The sequence below is a fragment of the Flammeovirga sp. EKP202 genome (assembly GCF_014534745.1).
GTDB lineage: Bacteria > Bacteroidota > Bacteroidia > Cytophagales > Flammeovirgaceae > Flammeovirga.
This window is the reverse complement of sequence record NZ_JACVVP010000051.1, coordinates 15,578-33,554: the sequence shown is the minus strand read 5'-3', so window position 1 is coordinate 33,554 and position 17,977 is coordinate 15,578. Positions and strand designations below refer to the sequence as shown.

Genomic DNA, 17,977 nt, shown 5'->3' with positions numbered 1-17,977 from the left:
TTATCGTATAAATGCTATTGAAAAAGTATCAGAGAAGCGCCCCAACTTATAAAAATCTGGTGCAATGATAAATTCCTTGTTTCGAAATTGGTTTGATTTCAAAGTCGGGTAACTTCTCCAATACCCAATCACAAGTGCACAACGACATAACACTTGCGATATGGGGGTATCACAATTGATATTTTATAATGAGATTCCTCTCTTCCATGGAATAAAGTCATCGTGACGCATTCTCATAGAATTGGTTTCAAGTTGCCCACTTGCTACCTCTAGAAGGTAGTCTAACATTTTTGCTGCTTTCGTGGCAATTGTATCTTCTCCTGTAATCACTGATCCTGTATCAAAGTCAATAATGTCTTTCATACGTTCTGCTAAAATCGAATTGGATGACACTTTGATTACTGGAGTAATTGGGTTACCTGTTGGTGTTCCTAATCCAGTACTAAATGTGATCAAAGTTGCTCCTGACCCTGCTAAAGCGGTTGTTGACTCTACATCATTACCTGGTGTGCAAAGTAGGTTCAGCCCTTTCTTCGTTACTTGTTCCGTATAGTCCAATACTTCAACGATTGGAGAGGATCCTCCTTTTTTAGCTGCTCCAGCTGATTTCATGGCATCAGTAATCAAACCGTCTTTGATATTACCTGGAGAAGGGTTTGCATCAAAACCTGATCCTACTGCCTCTGCTCTGTGTTTGTAAATAGCCATAAGGTCTACAAAACGTTGAGCATCTTTCTCTTCTACACAACGGTCGGTAAGGCTTTGCTCCACACCGTTTAATTCAGGAAATTCTGCTAAAATTGGAATTGCACCTAGCGCTACTAACATGTCTGAAACATACCCAATTACAGGATTGGCGGAAATGCCTGAGAAACCATCTGAACCACCGCATTCTAAACCTAAACGAAGTGCTGAAATTGGTGCTTCTTGACGTTCTACTTTGTTGGCCTCTACCAACCCTGCCATCGTGTATTTGACAATATTAGAAATGAAGTCTGTTTCGGATGAACTCTTTTGTTGCTCAACGTAATACACTGGTTTATCAAATTTTGGATTCACCTTTTTAATGGCATCCTGTAAAATTTCTACCTGTGCATTTTGGCAACCTAAACTTAAGAATGTGGCTCCTGCAACGTTAGGATTGTTGAGGTAACCTGCCAACAGCTGGCAAAGCGTATCAGAATCTTGACGAATACCGCCACAACCGCCATCATGTAATAAGAACTTAATCCCGTCTACATTTTTAAAAGCACGGTTTTTCTTTTGCTCTGCTAATGGAATCACGATGTCTTCATCAATCAATCCATTGCTGTCTGCTCCGTTTTCTATTTTTTGTAATAAACCATCGATATCCAAATCGTAATCTCTACCTTTTGAATACCCTAGTTTTTCTTCTAAAATCTCTTTGGCAGCTAAAACATTTCTATTCTCACAGAATACCAATGGTACCACTAACCACATGTTTTGTGTACCTATTTGTCCGTCTGTTCTGTGATAACCCATAAAGGTTCTGTTTTCAAAAGCAGAAACATCTGGCTTTACCCAATCTGTTTTACGCTCTCTTACTACCACATCACTAGCCGCATGTTTTACATTTTCAGTAGTCATTGCTTCGCCCTTTTTAATCGACTGAGTTGCTTTTCCTACTAAAACACCATACATATATACTTCATCACCTTTCGCAAAATCCTTTAAAGCAAATTTGTGCTTGCTCTTCACTGGACCTACCGTTGTAAGGTGTTGACCTTCAAAATTTATTTCTTCAGATGCTTCTAAATCTTTCAATGCCACCATTACGTTGTCTGTAGGGTGAACCATTAATACTTTATTCATCGTCTTTTAAACTTAATTAGTATACTCTTCAAAAAAGAGTACCTCAGATTTTTAATATCTTCTTTCACCCTTATTTTCCTCTTCATTTTTTCCATTGATGAAAAAACGAAGCAAAAAAATCTAGGCGGTGAAGTCAAAAGCTAAAATTCCTTTCATTCACCTAAAATCTTCAGACTCGCTTTGCTCAAACAAATGAAGATTTTTTAACGGTTCACTTCATGAATTTCTTAACGCTTTTCCCTTCAAGGCCAGGGAAACCAGTATTTTAAAACACAGGAACTATTTTATAATTTTGATTATACTGCTACTGTTCCTTCTTTGTAGTCTGCTACAAACTCCATTAGTGATTGTAAACGTTCATAGGTTGCTTCGTAATCGTAACCCGCATCAGCTTTCACTAATAGCTTGTCACCAATACCTACACAACTTACTCCTACATCTAGCCAGCTTTTAATGTCTTCGATTGTTGGTGAAACACCACCTGTTGGCATCACATCTGTCCAAGGCATTGGGGCTTTGACTCCTTTTATAAAACCTTTGGCATCAAATGAATTTGCTGGGAAAATTTTCACCACCTCAGCACCACATTCATGGGCATTAGAAACTTCTGAAACTGTGGTACAACCTGGGAACCAAGCAATTTTTCTTCGGTTACAAATTTTACCAATTTCAGGATTGAATAAAGGTGAAACGATAAAGTCCGCTCCGTTTTGAATGAAGATAGCTGCTGTAAATTCGTCTACGATAGATCCAATTCCTACAGCCATATCAGGAAACTCTGCTCTTACTACTTTGATCAATTCAATGAAGATTTGATCTGCTTGCTCCCCTCTATTTGTAAATTCAAAAACTCTAATTCCAGCTTTATAAGCCGTGCTAATTACTTCTAAAGTAGTAGTTAGATCACTGTTGTAAAATACTGGAACAATAACTGTGGATTTCATCTTAGAAACCACCTCAATTCTTGAGAACTTTGCCATGATTATGCCTCTTGTGTTTGTTGGAGTTTAGAAATTTCTTTCACTTGCCCTGCCAATGCATCGTAGTCTTCTTCCTGTTCGATCTCATAGATACGTTCCATTAATTCCCACTTACTATCTGCATCCGCATCGGCATCGGCTACTTGAAAACGGGACACAAAAGTTTCCCATTCCGATTGTCTTGGTTTCGTAGCCAATTCCTTCATTCTTGCCTCATGGTCAAAATCTGCCACTGTATCCATAATCATGAATAACTGATTTTTGTGGAGATAAATTTCCATATCAAGAATACCTACTTCTTTCATGCCTTCAGTGATTTCTTTCCATGCTTGTCCTTTAGCATGTACTTTTTTATAATCTTCAATCAAAGAAGGGTCGTTCGCTAATGAAAGCGTTTTACAATATCTTTTGAACTGCATCTTCAATGCTTATTTCGTCGTTAAAAATCTTCTGTAGCCAAACACTGCAATGACACAGAAACAAATTAATGGTAAACCGAATGAAACGTTTACGGCTGGTAATCCCATGATCTCTCCGCTATCAATAATAGCTCCTTGTAATGGTGGCATCAATGCTCCTCCTACAATGGCCATTACTAAACCAGCAGCTCCAAACTCTGCATCTTTATCCAAGCCTTCTAAAGCAATACCGTAAATGGTAGGGAACATTAATGACATGAAAATAGAAGTTCCAATCAAGGCGTATAAACCAATATCTCCTCCTACAAAAATGGTTACTGTCATCATTCCAATGCCTCCCAATGCAAACACTGCCAATAACATAGATGCTTTTACAAAACGCATTAAGATGGTTGCTATAAATCGACCGGATAAGAAAAGTACCATGGCGATAATATTAAAAGACTGTGCCTCTGCTTTAGTATATCCAATGTTTTCTGCATACTGGATAATGAAAGTCCAACACATGATCTGTGCTCCTACATAAAAAATCTGAGCTACCACACCTTCTCTGTAAGTCACATTGAAAAGCAAACGTTCTAATGTTTCTGCTAAACTGAAGTTCTTATCCTTCTCATTCGTTACCGGAATTTTAGTTACTGCAATCACTACTGCTACTGCAATTACCACTAGTCCAAGCATCACATAAGGATCTCGAATGACCATTAAATCATGTGCTCTAATGATCGCTTTCTCCGTTTCAGGCAAGGTTGAATAAACCAAGCTTCCATCTGCTGCTTTCTCTGCTGAGTTAAGTTTTGAAAGGATAAACTGTTGTGCTACAAACATCCCCGTCAAAGATCCGATAGGGTTGAAAGACTGTGCTAAGTTTAATCTTCGTGTTGAAGTCTCTTTTGAACCCAATGAAAGAATCAAAGGGTTGGCTGTAGTTTCTAAAAATGCTAATCCAAAAGTCAGGATATAATACGAAGCTAAGAAGAAACCAAACATTTGGAATTGTGCTGCTGGATAAAACAATAGTGCTCCAATAGCATACAATGCCATACCAAATAAAATCACTTTCTTGTAAGAGTACTTTTTGATAAGAATTGCTGCTGGCAATGCCATCGTAAAGTAACCGCCATAAAAGGCAAATTGTACAAATGATGCTTTAAAATTGGAAATTTCCATCACCGTTTTAAAGGCTGACACCATTGGATTGGTGATATCATTTGCAAATCCCCATAGTGCGAATAAACTTGTAATCAACACAAAAGGGATAAAATATTTTTTCTCAATAACTTTCTGATTGTCAGATGAAGGAACAGGATGCTCTCCTTGTTCGTCTTTCTTCTTTAAATCGATATCATCAACTGTAATATTGCTCATTGTTAGTAAATTATGTGTGTGTGTATGTTGAGGGAAGAAGGAAGAGGTATGAGGGAAGAGTAATAAACTCCTCATACCTCTTCACCAAATTATAGTGTTAACATTGCTTTGATCACTCCTGTTTCCGGCTTTAACCAGCTATCAAAATGACCTGCTATTTCTGTGAATAACACCTTATGTGTAATCCAAGGATTTGTGTCGATTTGATTTTTTTCGATCATTTCTATGATTTGATCGAAATCAGATGGCAATGAGTTTCTACTTGCCATGATTGTTAATTCCTTTTTGTGGAAATAAGGATCGTGGAAAGAGAAGTCACCTGGAAATAAACCTACAAATACTATACGACCTGCTGCCGCTGTAAATTGTAATGTATTGGCCATTGAATGCTTATTACCTGTAGCATCAATCACCACTGTTGGAAGATTACCATCAAACTGAGCACGGATTCTTTTTTCTGTCTCAGCTACCTCTTGATGTACTTCTACAGTACCATCTACTTTGATATGCTTGTCGCAGAAATCTAAACGGCTTTGATTGATATCCATCATGACTGTTTTTGCTCCTGCTGCCATCGCAAACTGACAAGCTCCCATTCCGATAGGACCTGCACCAATTACAACTACTGTATCATCTGCATTTACTCTTGCTCTATTTACAGCGTGACAACCAATACTCAATGTCTCCACTAATGCCAATTGATCATAACTTAGTTTTTTGGAAACGTGTAGGTATTGTGCTGGAATCTTGAAATACTCTCTCATTCCGCCGTCTTCATGCACACCAAATACTGAGATATTTTCACCGCAGTTTGTAAAACCTCTTTCTACAGCGTGATCTTGTGTTTTATTGAAATAAGGCTCTACCGAACACTTATCACCCACTTCCACATTTGTAACATCATCGGCGATTTTGATGACTTCTACTCCCAACTCATGACCTAAAATTCTAGGATAAGTAAAGAAAGGCTGCTTACCAGTGTAAGCGTGTAAGTCAGTACCGCAAATACCAATTCTGTGTACTTTTACTAAAGCTTCTCCTGCGTTTAAAGTTTCTTGTGGACGTTCCATCTCACTTACTTCAAACTCACCAGGTTTATTTAAAATTATCGTTTTCATTTTTCTTACTTATAGATACAGTTTGTAATTTGATTAAATAGGTCTTCAGATAAAGATCCTTTATTCCAACAATCAACAGTAGATTCAATCTGAGCAATCTTTCTAGAACCAACCACTACTCTTGATGCTTCTTTTACAGACATCAGATAACGTAATGATAACTCCGCTATATCCATATTATTCTCATCTGCAATCTTTTTAATCTCTATTGCTGTATCCACATCTTTATTAGAGATCCACTCATTGTTTGGTCTTTCCTCACAAAGCTTGTCAAAACGAGCACCCAAAAGTCCCATATGTAAAGCAGAAGCCGCGTAATAAGCAATGTTGTGCTCTTGGAAATAAGGAATGTCTTTTTCGAAAGCAGACATATTACAAGCATCCATTTTCATAAAACCAGATACTACATCGAAAATGCTCGACTCAAAGAAAGGGTAGAAATCGTCTACAGGATTACCTCCTACACCAATTTTCTTGGCCATTCCTTGCTCCTTGATATAAGAAAGCGTTGCTACAATATCATCTTGCTTGTCATAAGGTAACATATGAGGTTCGTGCAAGAACAATACGTCTACATAGTCTACATTCAATTTCTCTAAACTATTTTCCATGCTTTTCAACATAGTATCTCTAGTATAGTCTAGTTTGAACTCATCTGCCTTTTCAGCGAAAAGACGACCAATTTTAGTTGAGATAAATGGACGTTCACCGTTCCACTGCTTTAGTGCCTTTCCTACAAACTCTTCCGATCTGTTGTAAGAAGGTGCTGTATCTAAAGTACTTATACCATTTTCTAAAGCACTCAAGATAACTTTTACTGACTCTTCTTCTTCTACTGCTCCCCAAACTCCTCCAAGTCCAGAGCAACCTAAAACTAATCGTGATCCGTGTGAAAATCCATAATTATCCTTATTAGCGTCTGCTTGATAATTTGGTTTAGTTAGTGTATTTATCATTTCAAAAACTCTTATTATTATTAAAAGTATAGATGTGAATCAATTTCTGATTTATTGAACCTATGTTAGGCTTATGAAGAAGGCTGAATTAAACGACCTCTTCCTTGTTGACTAGATTATAAAAATGTGATACATTCTCTCCCAGTACCTTAGCCTTATCTTCTTCGTTTGTGAAATAGTTTTCCACAATTTGCATCACCGTAGCGTACTCCCCTGCCAATTTACAAACAGGCCAATCTGAGCCTATCATTACTCTTTCTACTCCAAAAGCATCAACCACTACTTTGATATACTGATGAATCTCTTGTTCTGTCCAATTTTGCCAATCAGCCTCAGTGACCATCCCCGAAAGTTTACAGTATACATTATCATGCTTAGCGATAGCTTCTATATCTTCCTTCCAAGGAGAGAAATTACCATCTTTAATTTCAGGCTTTGCAATATGATCGATTACAAAAGGTTGCTGAGGGAATTTTTTGACCAACTCCAATGCGTATGGAAGATGTTTTGGGAATATTAGAATATCGTATGTCAAATTAAATTCTAACAACGCTTCAATCCCTTTCAAGAAATCTTCCTGCAACATAAAATGATCATCCGCTTCATCTTGCAATACATGACGAACCCCTTTAAAATCAGAGAATTGAGAGAAGTAATTCAATCTTTCTCTAATATTGCTATGACGAAGGTTTACCCAACCTACTACACCAAGTATAAAAGGATTAACACTTGCTTCCGATAATAAAAATTGCGTTTCTTTTTCCGTCTGACTTGCTTGTACGGCAACACATCCACTATAGCCCGCTTTTTCCATTTCCTTCCATAAATCTTTAGGAAGAAAGTCTTGTTTCAAGACTGACATCGAGTCATCAATCCATGCGTGTTCTACTGGAGAATACTTCCACAGATGATGGTGTGCATCAATTTTTTTCATACGTTTATCAGAGTAATATCTATTACCTAATTCAAGTTTAATTTAGAAGTGCCAATGAAAGGTAATCATTGGATGAAGTTGTTCCGCTTCCACCTCAAAACACAAGGTATGACAAGTCATTTTGTGCTAAGATTTTTGTCCAATTCTTCTTTGTCACATCTGCTAATTAGTACTTGATTTAGTTTTAAATTATATCTATCATTTCATAGAAAGCAATTGTATTACCTTCTCTTTTTGCCATTTGTTTTTACCAACAATACAAATGTATAATCAACACTAACACAAAAAAAGTTTAACGTTTGCGCAAGTGTTTAAACTAATATTTTAGACCTTTACATTGTTCGTATTTTAGTGTTTTGGAAAATGGTTTTTGTAATGGTCCTTGAGCTAAATTTACTTTGGACTCTACAAACAGCACTTTTCAATTAAAGTTTTAGCTCGATACAAACCATTAAAAGTGATCTGATCAACTGCATATAGAAGCAACAGTATGAAAACAAAGGGAAGTATAACAATAAAAGACTTGGCAAAGGAACTTGGGGTTTCTCCTACAACCATCTCAAGAGCGTTGAATGGTGGAGAGCGTATTTCAGAAAAAACAAGAAAGAAAGTAGAAGAACTAGCCAAAAAATATAATTATCGCCCCAATATGGTGGCTAGGAACTTACAAAAGCAATCGACAAAAACGGTTGGAGTCATCATCCCTGAATTCAATCATAACTTTTTCTCCATGATGTTGCACGGTGTGGAAGAAGTGGCCCGAACATTAGGGTACCAAATGATGATCACTACCTCTGGAAGAAATTATGAACAAGAGAAAAAAGCCTGTTTTTCTATGGCGGATGCCAAGGTTGATGGAATTTTGATTGCTTTGTCTCAAGATATGGAAGATTACTCTTACTTGAATGATATCAGAGATGAGGGAATTCCTATTGTACTCTTAGATCGTATTTGTGAAGATATTGACACCTCTGTAGTCATTACTGACGACTTTTCGGGAGCCTTTAAAGCAGTTGATTATTTATTAGAAAAAGGACATCGCAAAATTCTTCATATGAAAGGTGACGAAGGGATTTCTACTACCTTCAACCGTTATATGGGATATGTAGAAGCCTTTAAAAGAAAGAACCTTAATTTTGATCAAGATTTAGTGATCAGTGGTAATTTAAAACACAACCCCAAAGATGCTCTTAAAGAAAAACTACTTTCCAATAACGCCCCAACCGCGATATTTGCTTCTAGTGATTACCTTGCTTTTATGGCGTTAGAAACCATTACTACATTGGGTTTGAAAGTACCTGAAGACGTTGCTATTATTGGTTATGCCGACGAACCTATTTCAAGATACTCTACTCCTAAACTTTCAACTATCAAACAACCTTCTTTTGAGATGGGAAAGAAAGCTTTGGAACTACTATTTGAGTATGAAAAACAAGATGAACATAAACATGTGGTCATTGATACTGAATTAGTCGTAAGAGAAAGCTGTTGATATCCTATAATAAAAAAATGTAGTACAAATATATCAAGGTTTCACTTTAACTATTAAATTTGCATCCAACTAAACGTAACCATTACACATTTAAATTACAAACTAGATAAAATGAAAAAGCAAGCTTTATTACTTTTCCTAATGTTATTAGGCTTCAACCTTAATGCTCAAATTACATTTGAAAAAGGATATTTCATCAATAATGATGAGCAAAAAGTAGACTGTTTAATCAAGTATGCTGAATGGAAAAATAACCCTTCTCAATTCGAATACAAACTAACAGAAGAAGGAAAATCAAAAAAAGGTACAATCGATACTATCAAAGAATTTACAATTGGCAACAAGGCTAAATACATAAGAAGTACTGTAAAAATTGATAGATCAAGTGACAATATTAGCTCACTTGATGACACAAGAAAACCATCATTCAAAGAAGAACAGCTCTTCCTCAATGTGCTAGTGGAAGGTAAAGCATCACTTTATATGTACGAGGACAAATTTATTGTTCGCTTTTTCTACAAAATCAATAATTCATCGATTCAACAATTAGTGTATAAAAGATATAGGATTACACAATCTCAAGTCGCTCAGAATAAAAGGTATCAACAACAAATTATAAATAATTTGAAATGTGATGAGATTAAGAAAAGTAAAATTACAAGCTTAAGCTATTCTAAAAAACCACTTACTAACTTCTTCATCAAATACAACGAATGTGAAAATCAAGATTTTGATACTTTCACAGAAAAGCAGAAGAAAGACCTCTTTAACTTGAATTTAAGAGCAGGAGTTAGCTTTTCTTCTCTCTCAATTAACAATTTACGCTATAATAACTATGATATTAATTTCGACAATAGTACTTCTTTTCGTTTTGGGATTGAAGCAGAATATTTATTGCCTTTCAATAGAAAAAAATGGGCACTGATTGTTGAACCTACTTACCAATATTACAAATCAGAAAATAATACCACCGATAGCTCCATAAAAGTAGATTATAGTTCAGTAGAAATACCTATGGGTATCAGACATTATTTTTATTTAAATAAGAACGCCACATTTTTTATTAATGGGTCAATTATTTATGAAATTATAAATAGCTCTACCATAGATTTTGAAGTAAAAGAAGATCTAGAAATAGAAGTTTCTTACAATCTTGCATTGGGTACAGGTTTTAAATATAATGATAGATATAGTGTAGAATTAAGATATCATGCTCCCAAAAACCTATTAGGTCCTTATTTCTACTGGGACTCTTCATATCAAACCTTCTCTGTTATTTTGGGGTATTCACTCTTCTAAATAACAATGAATAGCATCAAATACATGGAGCAAATTTAATCAGCCATTAATTTTTCATAAATCCATTTATCTTTGCTCACAACTATACACCTAATTCAATTCAAAGATAAATATGACAATGAAAAATTTAGAAGGTAAAACAGCTATCATTACTGGAGGTGGTACTGGCGTAGGAAAAGCCATTGCTCGCCAATTGGTCAATGAAGGAGTGAATGTGGTCCTTGCTTCAAGAAGTAAAGAACACCTTGAACCTACTGCTCAGGAACTGAATGTGCTTGGAAAAGGTAAAGCAATCGCTCTCTCACTAGATGTACGTAAGAAAGCCAACTGTATGGAAGTCGCTCAGCAAACCATAGAAGAATTTGGGACTATAGACTTTTTAGTCAACAACGCAGGACTTGGCGTTGGAAGTTTGATTCAAGACACTTCTGAGGAAGATTGGGATATGGTGATTGATACCAATTTAAAAGGTACGTTTTTCATGATACAAGCTGTACTTCCAACAATGATCAAACAACAATCTGGCTGTATTTTGAATATTGCCTCTCAAGCCGCCAAAAGAGGATACGCCCAAGCGGGGCCTTATTGTGCCTCTAAATTTGGTGTGGTGGGATTAGCTGATGCCCTTCAAGAAGAAGTATACGAGCATGGTATTTTAGTACATAGCCTTAATCCTGCTTTAATACAGACTCCAGCTCCTACAAAAGAAGAAGATAGAAATTATGATATACTTCAAGTAGAAGATCTAGCGGAAACAGTTGCATTCGTTTTCAAGATGCCAGATCGAGTGAAGATAGATGATATTGGGTTGTATGCTCGTCCAAAGGGAAGAACTAGAACTTAATTTTCTCGACAAAGTCATAAAAAAGGGATTCCAAAACAAAGTTCTGGAACCCCTTACAATATATAAATGTATTCTAAATTATTATTTCACTTTTTGAGCTTCTTCCAACCTCTTCTTTACCACTTCTGAAGCTAACTGATCAACATAAGATAACATTTCTTCAAGTGCATCCCCTTCAGGAATTACTTCCCACTCTTTATGAACTAGCATCTCTCTACGCTTACATTCAATACTGTAAGGGTTTTCTGCTATGATATGAGTGACTTCTGGAGTGAAGAATGAATCTACTAACTGTTTGTTATTACCAAAGACGTTGAATGGCATACCATTCGATTTCGGCATAAAATCAAAATCATATTGTCTCACAAGGTCAAATAATTCACCTTTCTCTTTAGTATAGAAATCTGGAATACCACCTTTGGCAATATTGAAAATCAAAGCAATGGTCGCCGTTCTATTCTCCGTTGAGAAATCACTTACATTGACGTAGGTAATATCACAAATCATGAAACTGTAATGCTCTCTGGTCCCCAAGATAAAGTTCTTTGCTCTACGTAATCTTGACAAGATAGAGAAAGCACTCAAGTAAGGTCTTACAAAAGAGGGGCTTAAGTTTGCCTCAAAGTCAAGTTCATGTCGAAGTGCCATATTTTGAATGGTACCCGCACGTTTTGATAATTCATATTGAGGAGTAGCCTGATGGTATGGATTCGTCACCAACCTACGAGAAGCCAAGTGATGTTGTGATTGGAAGTGATGGTTTTCGAAACCTACTTTTATCAACTCTCCACCTTCTTTTGTAAACTTATTCTGAATGTTGTGAATATTATTCAGGAATGTATGATCAATAAAGTACGACTCACTGAAGTCAAGTACAATCTTTTGATTTTTAGGTTGAGCATCAATTAGCGTCTTAAACTTAAGGTAATTGATAAATGATGCTATACCTGTAAACTTGATGACTAAACCATCTTCTGAAGCAGAAACTTGAGTTTTGAGATCAAACATTTCTTTCAGTTTCACTCCTTGTACCAATTCAATGGCTACTTTTAATGCAATACCTGCTGCTACACCTACTAAAAGATCCGTCAATAAAGTAACAATCAAGGTAGTCAAGAACTGTAATAATTGGTCTAAACCAATACTGTTGATTTTTTTGAACTCCTTAGGAGACGCTAACTTCAATCCAGTGAAAACAAGCATTGCCGCTAATGCTGCGTTCGGGATTGTTTTAATCACCGCTGCTGCAAGAAGAACAAAAAGGAATAAGAAAAGACCATGGTAGAAATTACTCATTCTTCCTTTCGCTCCTGCATTAATATTGGCTGAACTTCTTACAATTTCTGAGATCATTGGCAAACCACCAATCAAACCTGCGATTGTGTTACCGATACCTACTGCAACCAAATCTTGGTTAAGATTCGTCACTCTACCTTTAGGATCTAAAGCATCTACTGCTTTCGCACTCAATACCGATTCTATACTTCCAACCAAAGCAAACATCAATACATATTTGAAAGAGGTATACGTTAATAGTTGAGAGAAATCAGGGAAAGTAATACCACTTAAGAAACTGTCAGGAAGTACTACTAAAAATTGAGTTGGATTTATATCGTAGTCAAATGAGCCAACGCTGTAGCTATGTTCATTTGATAAATTAAAGACGAAGCCTAACGGAATTGCTACTAATAGAATAAGTAGTGGTGCAGGTAATTTCTTTATTGTTGCGTTTTTGATGTGAGGGTGACCAAAGAGCAAGGCCAAACTTAATACACCAATTACTGCTACTTTCGGATTGAGATGTAATATACTATGTGGAATTTCGGCTAATAATCCCCAAGGAGATTTTGCTTCCGGTACCACTCCCATTATCACATGAATCTGCTTACTTATGATAATCACACCGATTGCTGCCAACATACCCCTAATCACTGAGATCGGGAACATATCTCCCATTTTACCAAACTTTGCGAAGCCCATTAGAATCTGAAGTACACCAGAAACTACAATAACCGCCAAAGTAAGTTGATAACCCAAAATTGGATCGTCGCCTCCCAACTCTTCAACTGCATTAATTGCTATGGCAATCAAACCTGCCGCTGGACCTTTGATAGCCAAAGGCGCTTTCGATAAGAAGGTGACAATAAGTCCTCCAATAATAGCCGTGTAAATACCCGCAATAGGTGGGAATCCACTAGCTTTTGCAATACCCAAACAAAGTGGGAGTGCAATTAGAAAGACTAAAAAACCAGAGATGAAGTTGGACTTGATGGATTTGCTAATCATTATTTCTTAATCATAATTTCAAAACTGAGCTCAAAATTCTTAAATCCTTTTCACATTAATAGCATAAATACTATTAATAGATTTTATGATACATATTAAAATAATTAATGAATTACATTATTAGGTTCCTATGATCTAGTCGATATTAACACTTAAAACAATGTATTTCAGCATTATCTTAAGCACAGTTTTATAATAATTTACACAACACATAAACTAAATTTCAATTAACATTTTTTTATGATAATTGAAATGAATGAACCTTCATATAAAAAATTCTCTCTAAAATGATCGGTTTTACTAAGATTTTTACATTGAAGAGGTAACATACAATCTGAACCAAGTTCATCAAAAATAAGTTCAATACAGGTGAAAATTTGAGAGTCTAATGATTTCGATGTATAATATTTGTTGATAATATATGTTTCAACTTAAAGGTTAAAATTGATTAATTATACAAGAAATTTAGAGTGTCAATTAGAGGTGGTATTTACACCTCATGAAGTGTGGTAAATCAATATTTGCATCACACTGCAAACTAAATTATCGTCAACTTTTAATCGGCCTTTCTGCAAGCATTTATAGGATTTACTTTCAAACTTCCTTCTTCTTCATTTTTGTCTTGAAACAAAAACGAAGCAAAAAATTCAAGGCTTAGAAGTCAAAAGCTAAATTCCATTTCACTCGCCTAAATGATTTTAAACTCGCTAAAGCTCAAACAAGAAAATCATTTTTAACGGCTCATTCCATGAAATTATTAACGCTTTTCCCTTCAAGGCCAAGGGAGATACTACTAAATGACAGTCTGATTACATATCAAAAGACAAAGGTTTTATAATAATCTTCTAAAATGCAGTGCTGTAGGGACGTTGTATTGCAACGTCCTCGCAAACCACAAAACACTACTATTTACCCTTCATAAAAGTAATTATATTAGTTAACTAAAATTTAGTTTACAACGTATTCTACCATCCAATTCCATAAAAAATACTGAATTTCTCCTAACGTTATCCATGGTTGATAACACTTTGAAATAAGTCCAAAAAATGTTGTTTATAATAGCAAAACACCTGTATTTAAGCAGAAACGTATTCTCAGCAATATAAATAATATCTAGAGCAACATCGTATTTTCAACCTCCAGCTAATTTTACTACTGTTAATTTTAAACAATTGTGTGGTTTAATAAAGTGCTCACAAAAAATTACTTTACCATCATAAGTTTTATCATTTCCCCTATCCCCAAAAGCTTATGATGGAAGCATTTTGAAGTGACCACTGCTATTGTAATCACCAAATCTAAACTCAATAGTTATGAAAAGAAATGATAAATTCATACGTCTATTGATGGTCCTTTTTTTATCTATAGGAACATTTTTTACGTATGCCAATCCGATCAATAATGCTGCTCAAACAGTAATAGAAAATAATAAAATTAAAGTTACAGTAGATGAAAAAACAGGTTCATTTACAGTGCTGGAAAAAACAACAAATCATTTATGGGAAGCTGATCCATGGGTGAAAGCAGCAGGTCTTTTGACTATTAAAAATCAAGGAAAATTAGAAAATTTAAATATTTCAACCAGTAAAAAAATAGACGTTGAACAAATAGGAAATGATAGAGTAAAGCTTTCATTTGTCAACCCTGTTTTTGAAGATGGAAAAATTGCACAAGGTGTATCAATCAATACTGAATTAAGATTGAAAGATGGCATTTTGGAAGTGGAAGTGATGTCGGTTGAAAAAGGAGAATATAATGTCACTGAATTAAGATATCCTACTAGAGCATTTAGCTTAGAAACGGATGTTGACAAAGGTGCTGCCGTTATCCCTCAAAAACAAGGTGTCATTTGCCCTTCTTATATTTCGCCTATGAACGGTGGATCTTTCTGTATGTGGGACGATGCTACTTACTACAGAAAGACAAGTGGAAAGTTACCGTTATTCAACAACGGCATTGGATTAACGATGCCTTGGTGGGGAACGCATACTGAAAAAACAGCAGTAGTAGGTATTGTTGATGTTTCTGCAAGACCCGATATGTTTTATAATATCAATAACAACGGTCAGTATTTATTTAATAGCAAAGGTGTGATGTCACCTTACAAGCGAATTGCGTTCTTAGATCCAGTTTGGAAAATCAATAGAGAAAATGAACGCAAGATGATCAGCTATGAGTTTATTCCAAACGGAAATCATGTTGATATGGCCAAAGCTTACAGAAAAGAAGCCATTAAAGACGGTTATTTTGTTTCATTGAAAGATAAAGCGAAAAGAGATCCGAATGTCAATAAACTGCAAGGTGCTATTTATATGGGTGTTTATGGTGGATACCCTCACTATGTAGAAATGCCGGGTATGGCTTTCACTTTTAAAGAGCTTCAAGACATTATCAAAACTACACACGATGAATTGGGTGTTGACAATGCATTTTTCCATGCTTGGGGGGTATTCTCTAACTTTGTTCCCAATTGCTGGCCTATCAACGAAAACCTTGGTGGTGTAAAAGGATTGAAAAAAGCGGTTGATCTTACAAAAAAATACGGTTACCTCTACTCTTCGTACCACGCTTACTCTGCCACTTTAGAAAACGATCCTGAATTCAATACCGATTTATTCGCAAGAGATAAAGAGGGTAAATTAAGAAATACAGGTAGTAGATGGGCCAATATTGATCAAAATAAACAATTAGGCTTAGCACAAAAGAGCTTACATAAGGAAATTGCAGCTTTAGAATTAGAAGCCGATATCACTGATATCTCTTTTGCTACTTTCCCTGATGAAGACAATACAGGTTTATTTAACCTTGCCAAATACATTGATTCTTTAAACTTAGTCAATGGTACGGAGCACGGTCAACAACAGTTTATCCCTTACTTCGATATGTTTGAAGGATTAACGTACCTTCCAAACCCGAACTTGGTACAATTCTCACACAGAGCACCTTTGTTTAATTTAGTATATCATGATGCCATTGCGATCTTCGGTAAGATTCAAGACCCTGATAACCAAATTTCAATTAATGGTGATTTTAGAGTAAAATCCTTAAGAAATATTCTTTTCGGTATGGGTACTACAATTTTCTTCTCTCCTTATGAGTTTGATGGAATGAAAGAAATGATTCGTATTGCCAACCAAGTGGTAAGCCCAGTAAACAGAGAAACTTTCTTCGCTGAACTTACTAATCATGAATACATCAGCGACGATTTTAAATTACAACGTTCTAACTTTTCTTCAGGTACTGAGGTAATTGTGAATTTAGGGCCTGTTAAACAAGCCACTAAAGAAGGAGAGGTGATTCCAGGATATGGTTATAAGGTCACTTTCAGCGATGGTAGAGTTGCGGAAGGAAGCTTTAATTTGTCTTACAATGCATCGCCTACGAAAAAGATATAAAACACATTTTTATAGATGATGATTATGGGTAGTCAACGAGTAAAATTGTTGGCTACTCTTTTTTTTAGAGGAAATAAAGAATAGGATCCGATCAAGTAACAATAGATTGAAACTTGATATTAATAAATCAATTTATTGCATTGTAAACTAAGTTTTCGTTAATTAATGTAATTTCTTTTATGAAGGATAAATGGAAGTGTATTGTGGTTCGTGAGGATGTTTTACTAAAACATCCCTACAGCACTGCATTTTAAAAGATAATTGTAAAAAACTTGTCTTTTGAACTGTAATCAGACCATCATTTAGTAGTTACTAACCCGGCCTTGAAGGGAAAAGCTTAGATTTTTTGCTTCGTTTTTCATCAATGGAAAAATGAAGAAGAAGGAAGCTTGAAAGTAGATCCTATAAAATCTAGTAGTAACATGGATTAAAAGTTAACGAAAACTTAGTTTACAATTTGTAAAGCTTAGAAAAAGCGGATGGTTTGAATTTTTGAACCCGCTTTAAATTTAGATTCCATCAAAGGTGTATAATCACTATCAAAATCTACCTCCTCAACATAGTCTTCACCATTCAATAAAAATTGAGTTGATTTTAAAGTCTTTGTATCAATGACATACATATCGCTGATATAAGTATACCACAATTTGTAATCGGCATATTTTTCAATAAAGGTCACCACCGTTGAACCTACACCCACTCCCTTTGCTGTTTTGTATTTTGGAGAAAATACCTCAATCTCAGCAATTGTATCATTATAAGCACCTGTAGCATCATCATATTCCATGGTGATTTTTACTAATGCCTCTCCATCTGTACTAAACAAATAGTAAGGGTCTTTTATGTCGCCATTTGGAGTACTGACTACATCAAACTTTTCTTCGATTTTATAAAATAACCCTCTTGCATCCACCAAAGGAAGTTCTTCTCCTACCTTAAAAATCCCAGCCTGATTTTCTTGAATTAGGAATTCCTCTTGACCATAAGAGTAGTTACTTACTATCATTATAACAAGAGCTAAAATTAGTTGTTTCATCTGTTCTTTTAGTAATT

General features: G+C 35.5%; 13 protein-coding genes. 4 read left to right on the top strand and 9 right to left on the bottom strand.

What is annotated here, in order from left to right; all coding sequences use genetic code 11:
- Positions 1-183: 183 nt before the first annotated feature.
- The 7 genes from IC221_RS23290 to IC221_RS23260 all read right to left on the bottom strand — a co-directional run bounded on the left by IC221_RS23290 (position 184) and on the right by IC221_RS23260 (position 7,608).
- Positions 184-1,833 carry a UxaA family hydrolase gene (locus IC221_RS23290; RefSeq protein WP_188171250.1) on the bottom strand — a complete coding sequence of 550 codons (1,650 nt, stop codon included), beginning with the start codon at positions 1,831-1,833 and terminating at the stop codon, positions 184-186.
- Between the two features lie 296 nt (positions 1,834-2,129).
- Positions 2,130-2,813 carry a bifunctional 4-hydroxy-2-oxoglutarate aldolase/2-dehydro-3-deoxy-phosphogluconate aldolase gene (locus IC221_RS23285; RefSeq protein ID WP_188171249.1) on the bottom strand — a complete coding sequence of 228 codons (684 nt, stop codon included), beginning with the start codon at positions 2,811-2,813 and terminating at the stop codon, positions 2,130-2,132.
- A 2-nt stretch (positions 2,814-2,815) separates the two neighbouring features.
- Positions 2,816-3,232 (bottom strand): L-rhamnose mutarotase, encoded by a 417-nt coding sequence (locus IC221_RS23280; protein ID WP_044209834.1) that lies wholly within the window; start codon positions 3,230-3,232, stop codon positions 2,816-2,818.
- Positions 3,233-3,241: 9 nt separating this feature from the next.
- Complete coding sequence (gene fucP / locus IC221_RS23275; protein ID WP_188171248.1) at positions 3,242-4,600, bottom strand: L-fucose:H+ symporter permease; 1,359 nt, start codon at positions 4,598-4,600, stop codon at positions 3,242-3,244.
- An 89-nt stretch (positions 4,601-4,689) separates the two neighbouring features.
- Positions 4,690-5,718, bottom strand: a complete 1,029-nt coding sequence (locus IC221_RS23270; protein ID WP_188171247.1) for a zinc-binding alcohol dehydrogenase family protein — start codon at positions 5,716-5,718, stop codon at positions 4,690-4,692.
- 5 nt (positions 5,719-5,723) lie between these two features.
- Complete coding sequence (locus IC221_RS23265; RefSeq protein ID WP_188171246.1) at positions 5,724-6,674, bottom strand: aldo/keto reductase; 951 nt, start codon at positions 6,672-6,674, stop codon at positions 5,724-5,726.
- A gap of 88 nt (positions 6,675-6,762) precedes the next feature.
- Positions 6,763-7,608, bottom strand: coding sequence for an amidohydrolase (locus IC221_RS23260; RefSeq protein ID WP_188171245.1), 846 nt, complete (start codon positions 7,606-7,608; stop codon positions 6,763-6,765).
- Positions 7,609-8,098: 490 nt separating this feature from the next.
- On the opposite strand from IC221_RS23260, the gene IC221_RS23255 reads away from it, so the two are divergent.
- The 3 genes from IC221_RS23255 to IC221_RS23245 all read left to right on the top strand — a co-directional run bounded on the left by IC221_RS23255 (position 8,099) and on the right by IC221_RS23245 (position 11,243).
- Entirely contained in the window at positions 8,099-9,100 is a 1,002-nt protein-coding gene (locus IC221_RS23255; RefSeq protein WP_188171244.1) for a LacI family DNA-binding transcriptional regulator, read from the top strand.
- A gap of 111 nt (positions 9,101-9,211) precedes the next feature.
- Positions 9,212-10,399, top strand: a complete 1,188-nt coding sequence (locus IC221_RS23250) for an outer membrane beta-barrel protein (protein ID WP_188171243.1) — start codon at positions 9,212-9,214, stop codon at positions 10,397-10,399.
- Positions 10,400-10,517: 118 nt separating this feature from the next.
- The gene (locus IC221_RS23245) at positions 10,518-11,243 is read left to right on the top strand and encodes an SDR family oxidoreductase (protein WP_188171242.1); all 726 of its coding nucleotides are present in this window, start codon (positions 10,518-10,520) and stop codon (positions 11,241-11,243) included.
- Between the two features lie 81 nt (positions 11,244-11,324).
- Here the strand turns inward: IC221_RS23245 and IC221_RS23240 are convergent, their stop codons facing one another.
- A complete protein-coding gene (locus IC221_RS23240) occupies positions 11,325-13,529 on the bottom strand; it encodes a SulP family inorganic anion transporter (protein ID WP_188171241.1) in 2,205 nt (734 codons plus the stop codon).
- A 1,313-nt stretch (positions 13,530-14,842) separates the two neighbouring features.
- Between IC221_RS23240 and IC221_RS23235 the strand changes: the two genes are divergently transcribed.
- Complete coding sequence (locus tag IC221_RS23235) at positions 14,843-16,924, top strand: hypothetical protein (protein ID WP_188171240.1); 2,082 nt, start codon at positions 14,843-14,845, stop codon at positions 16,922-16,924.
- Positions 16,925-17,390: 466 nt separating this feature from the next.
- Here the strand turns inward: IC221_RS23235 and IC221_RS23230 are convergent, their stop codons facing one another.
- Positions 17,391-17,960, bottom strand: a complete 570-nt coding sequence (locus tag IC221_RS23230; RefSeq protein ID WP_188171239.1) for a hypothetical protein — start codon at positions 17,958-17,960, stop codon at positions 17,391-17,393.
- Positions 17,961-17,977 lie beyond the last annotated feature (17 nt).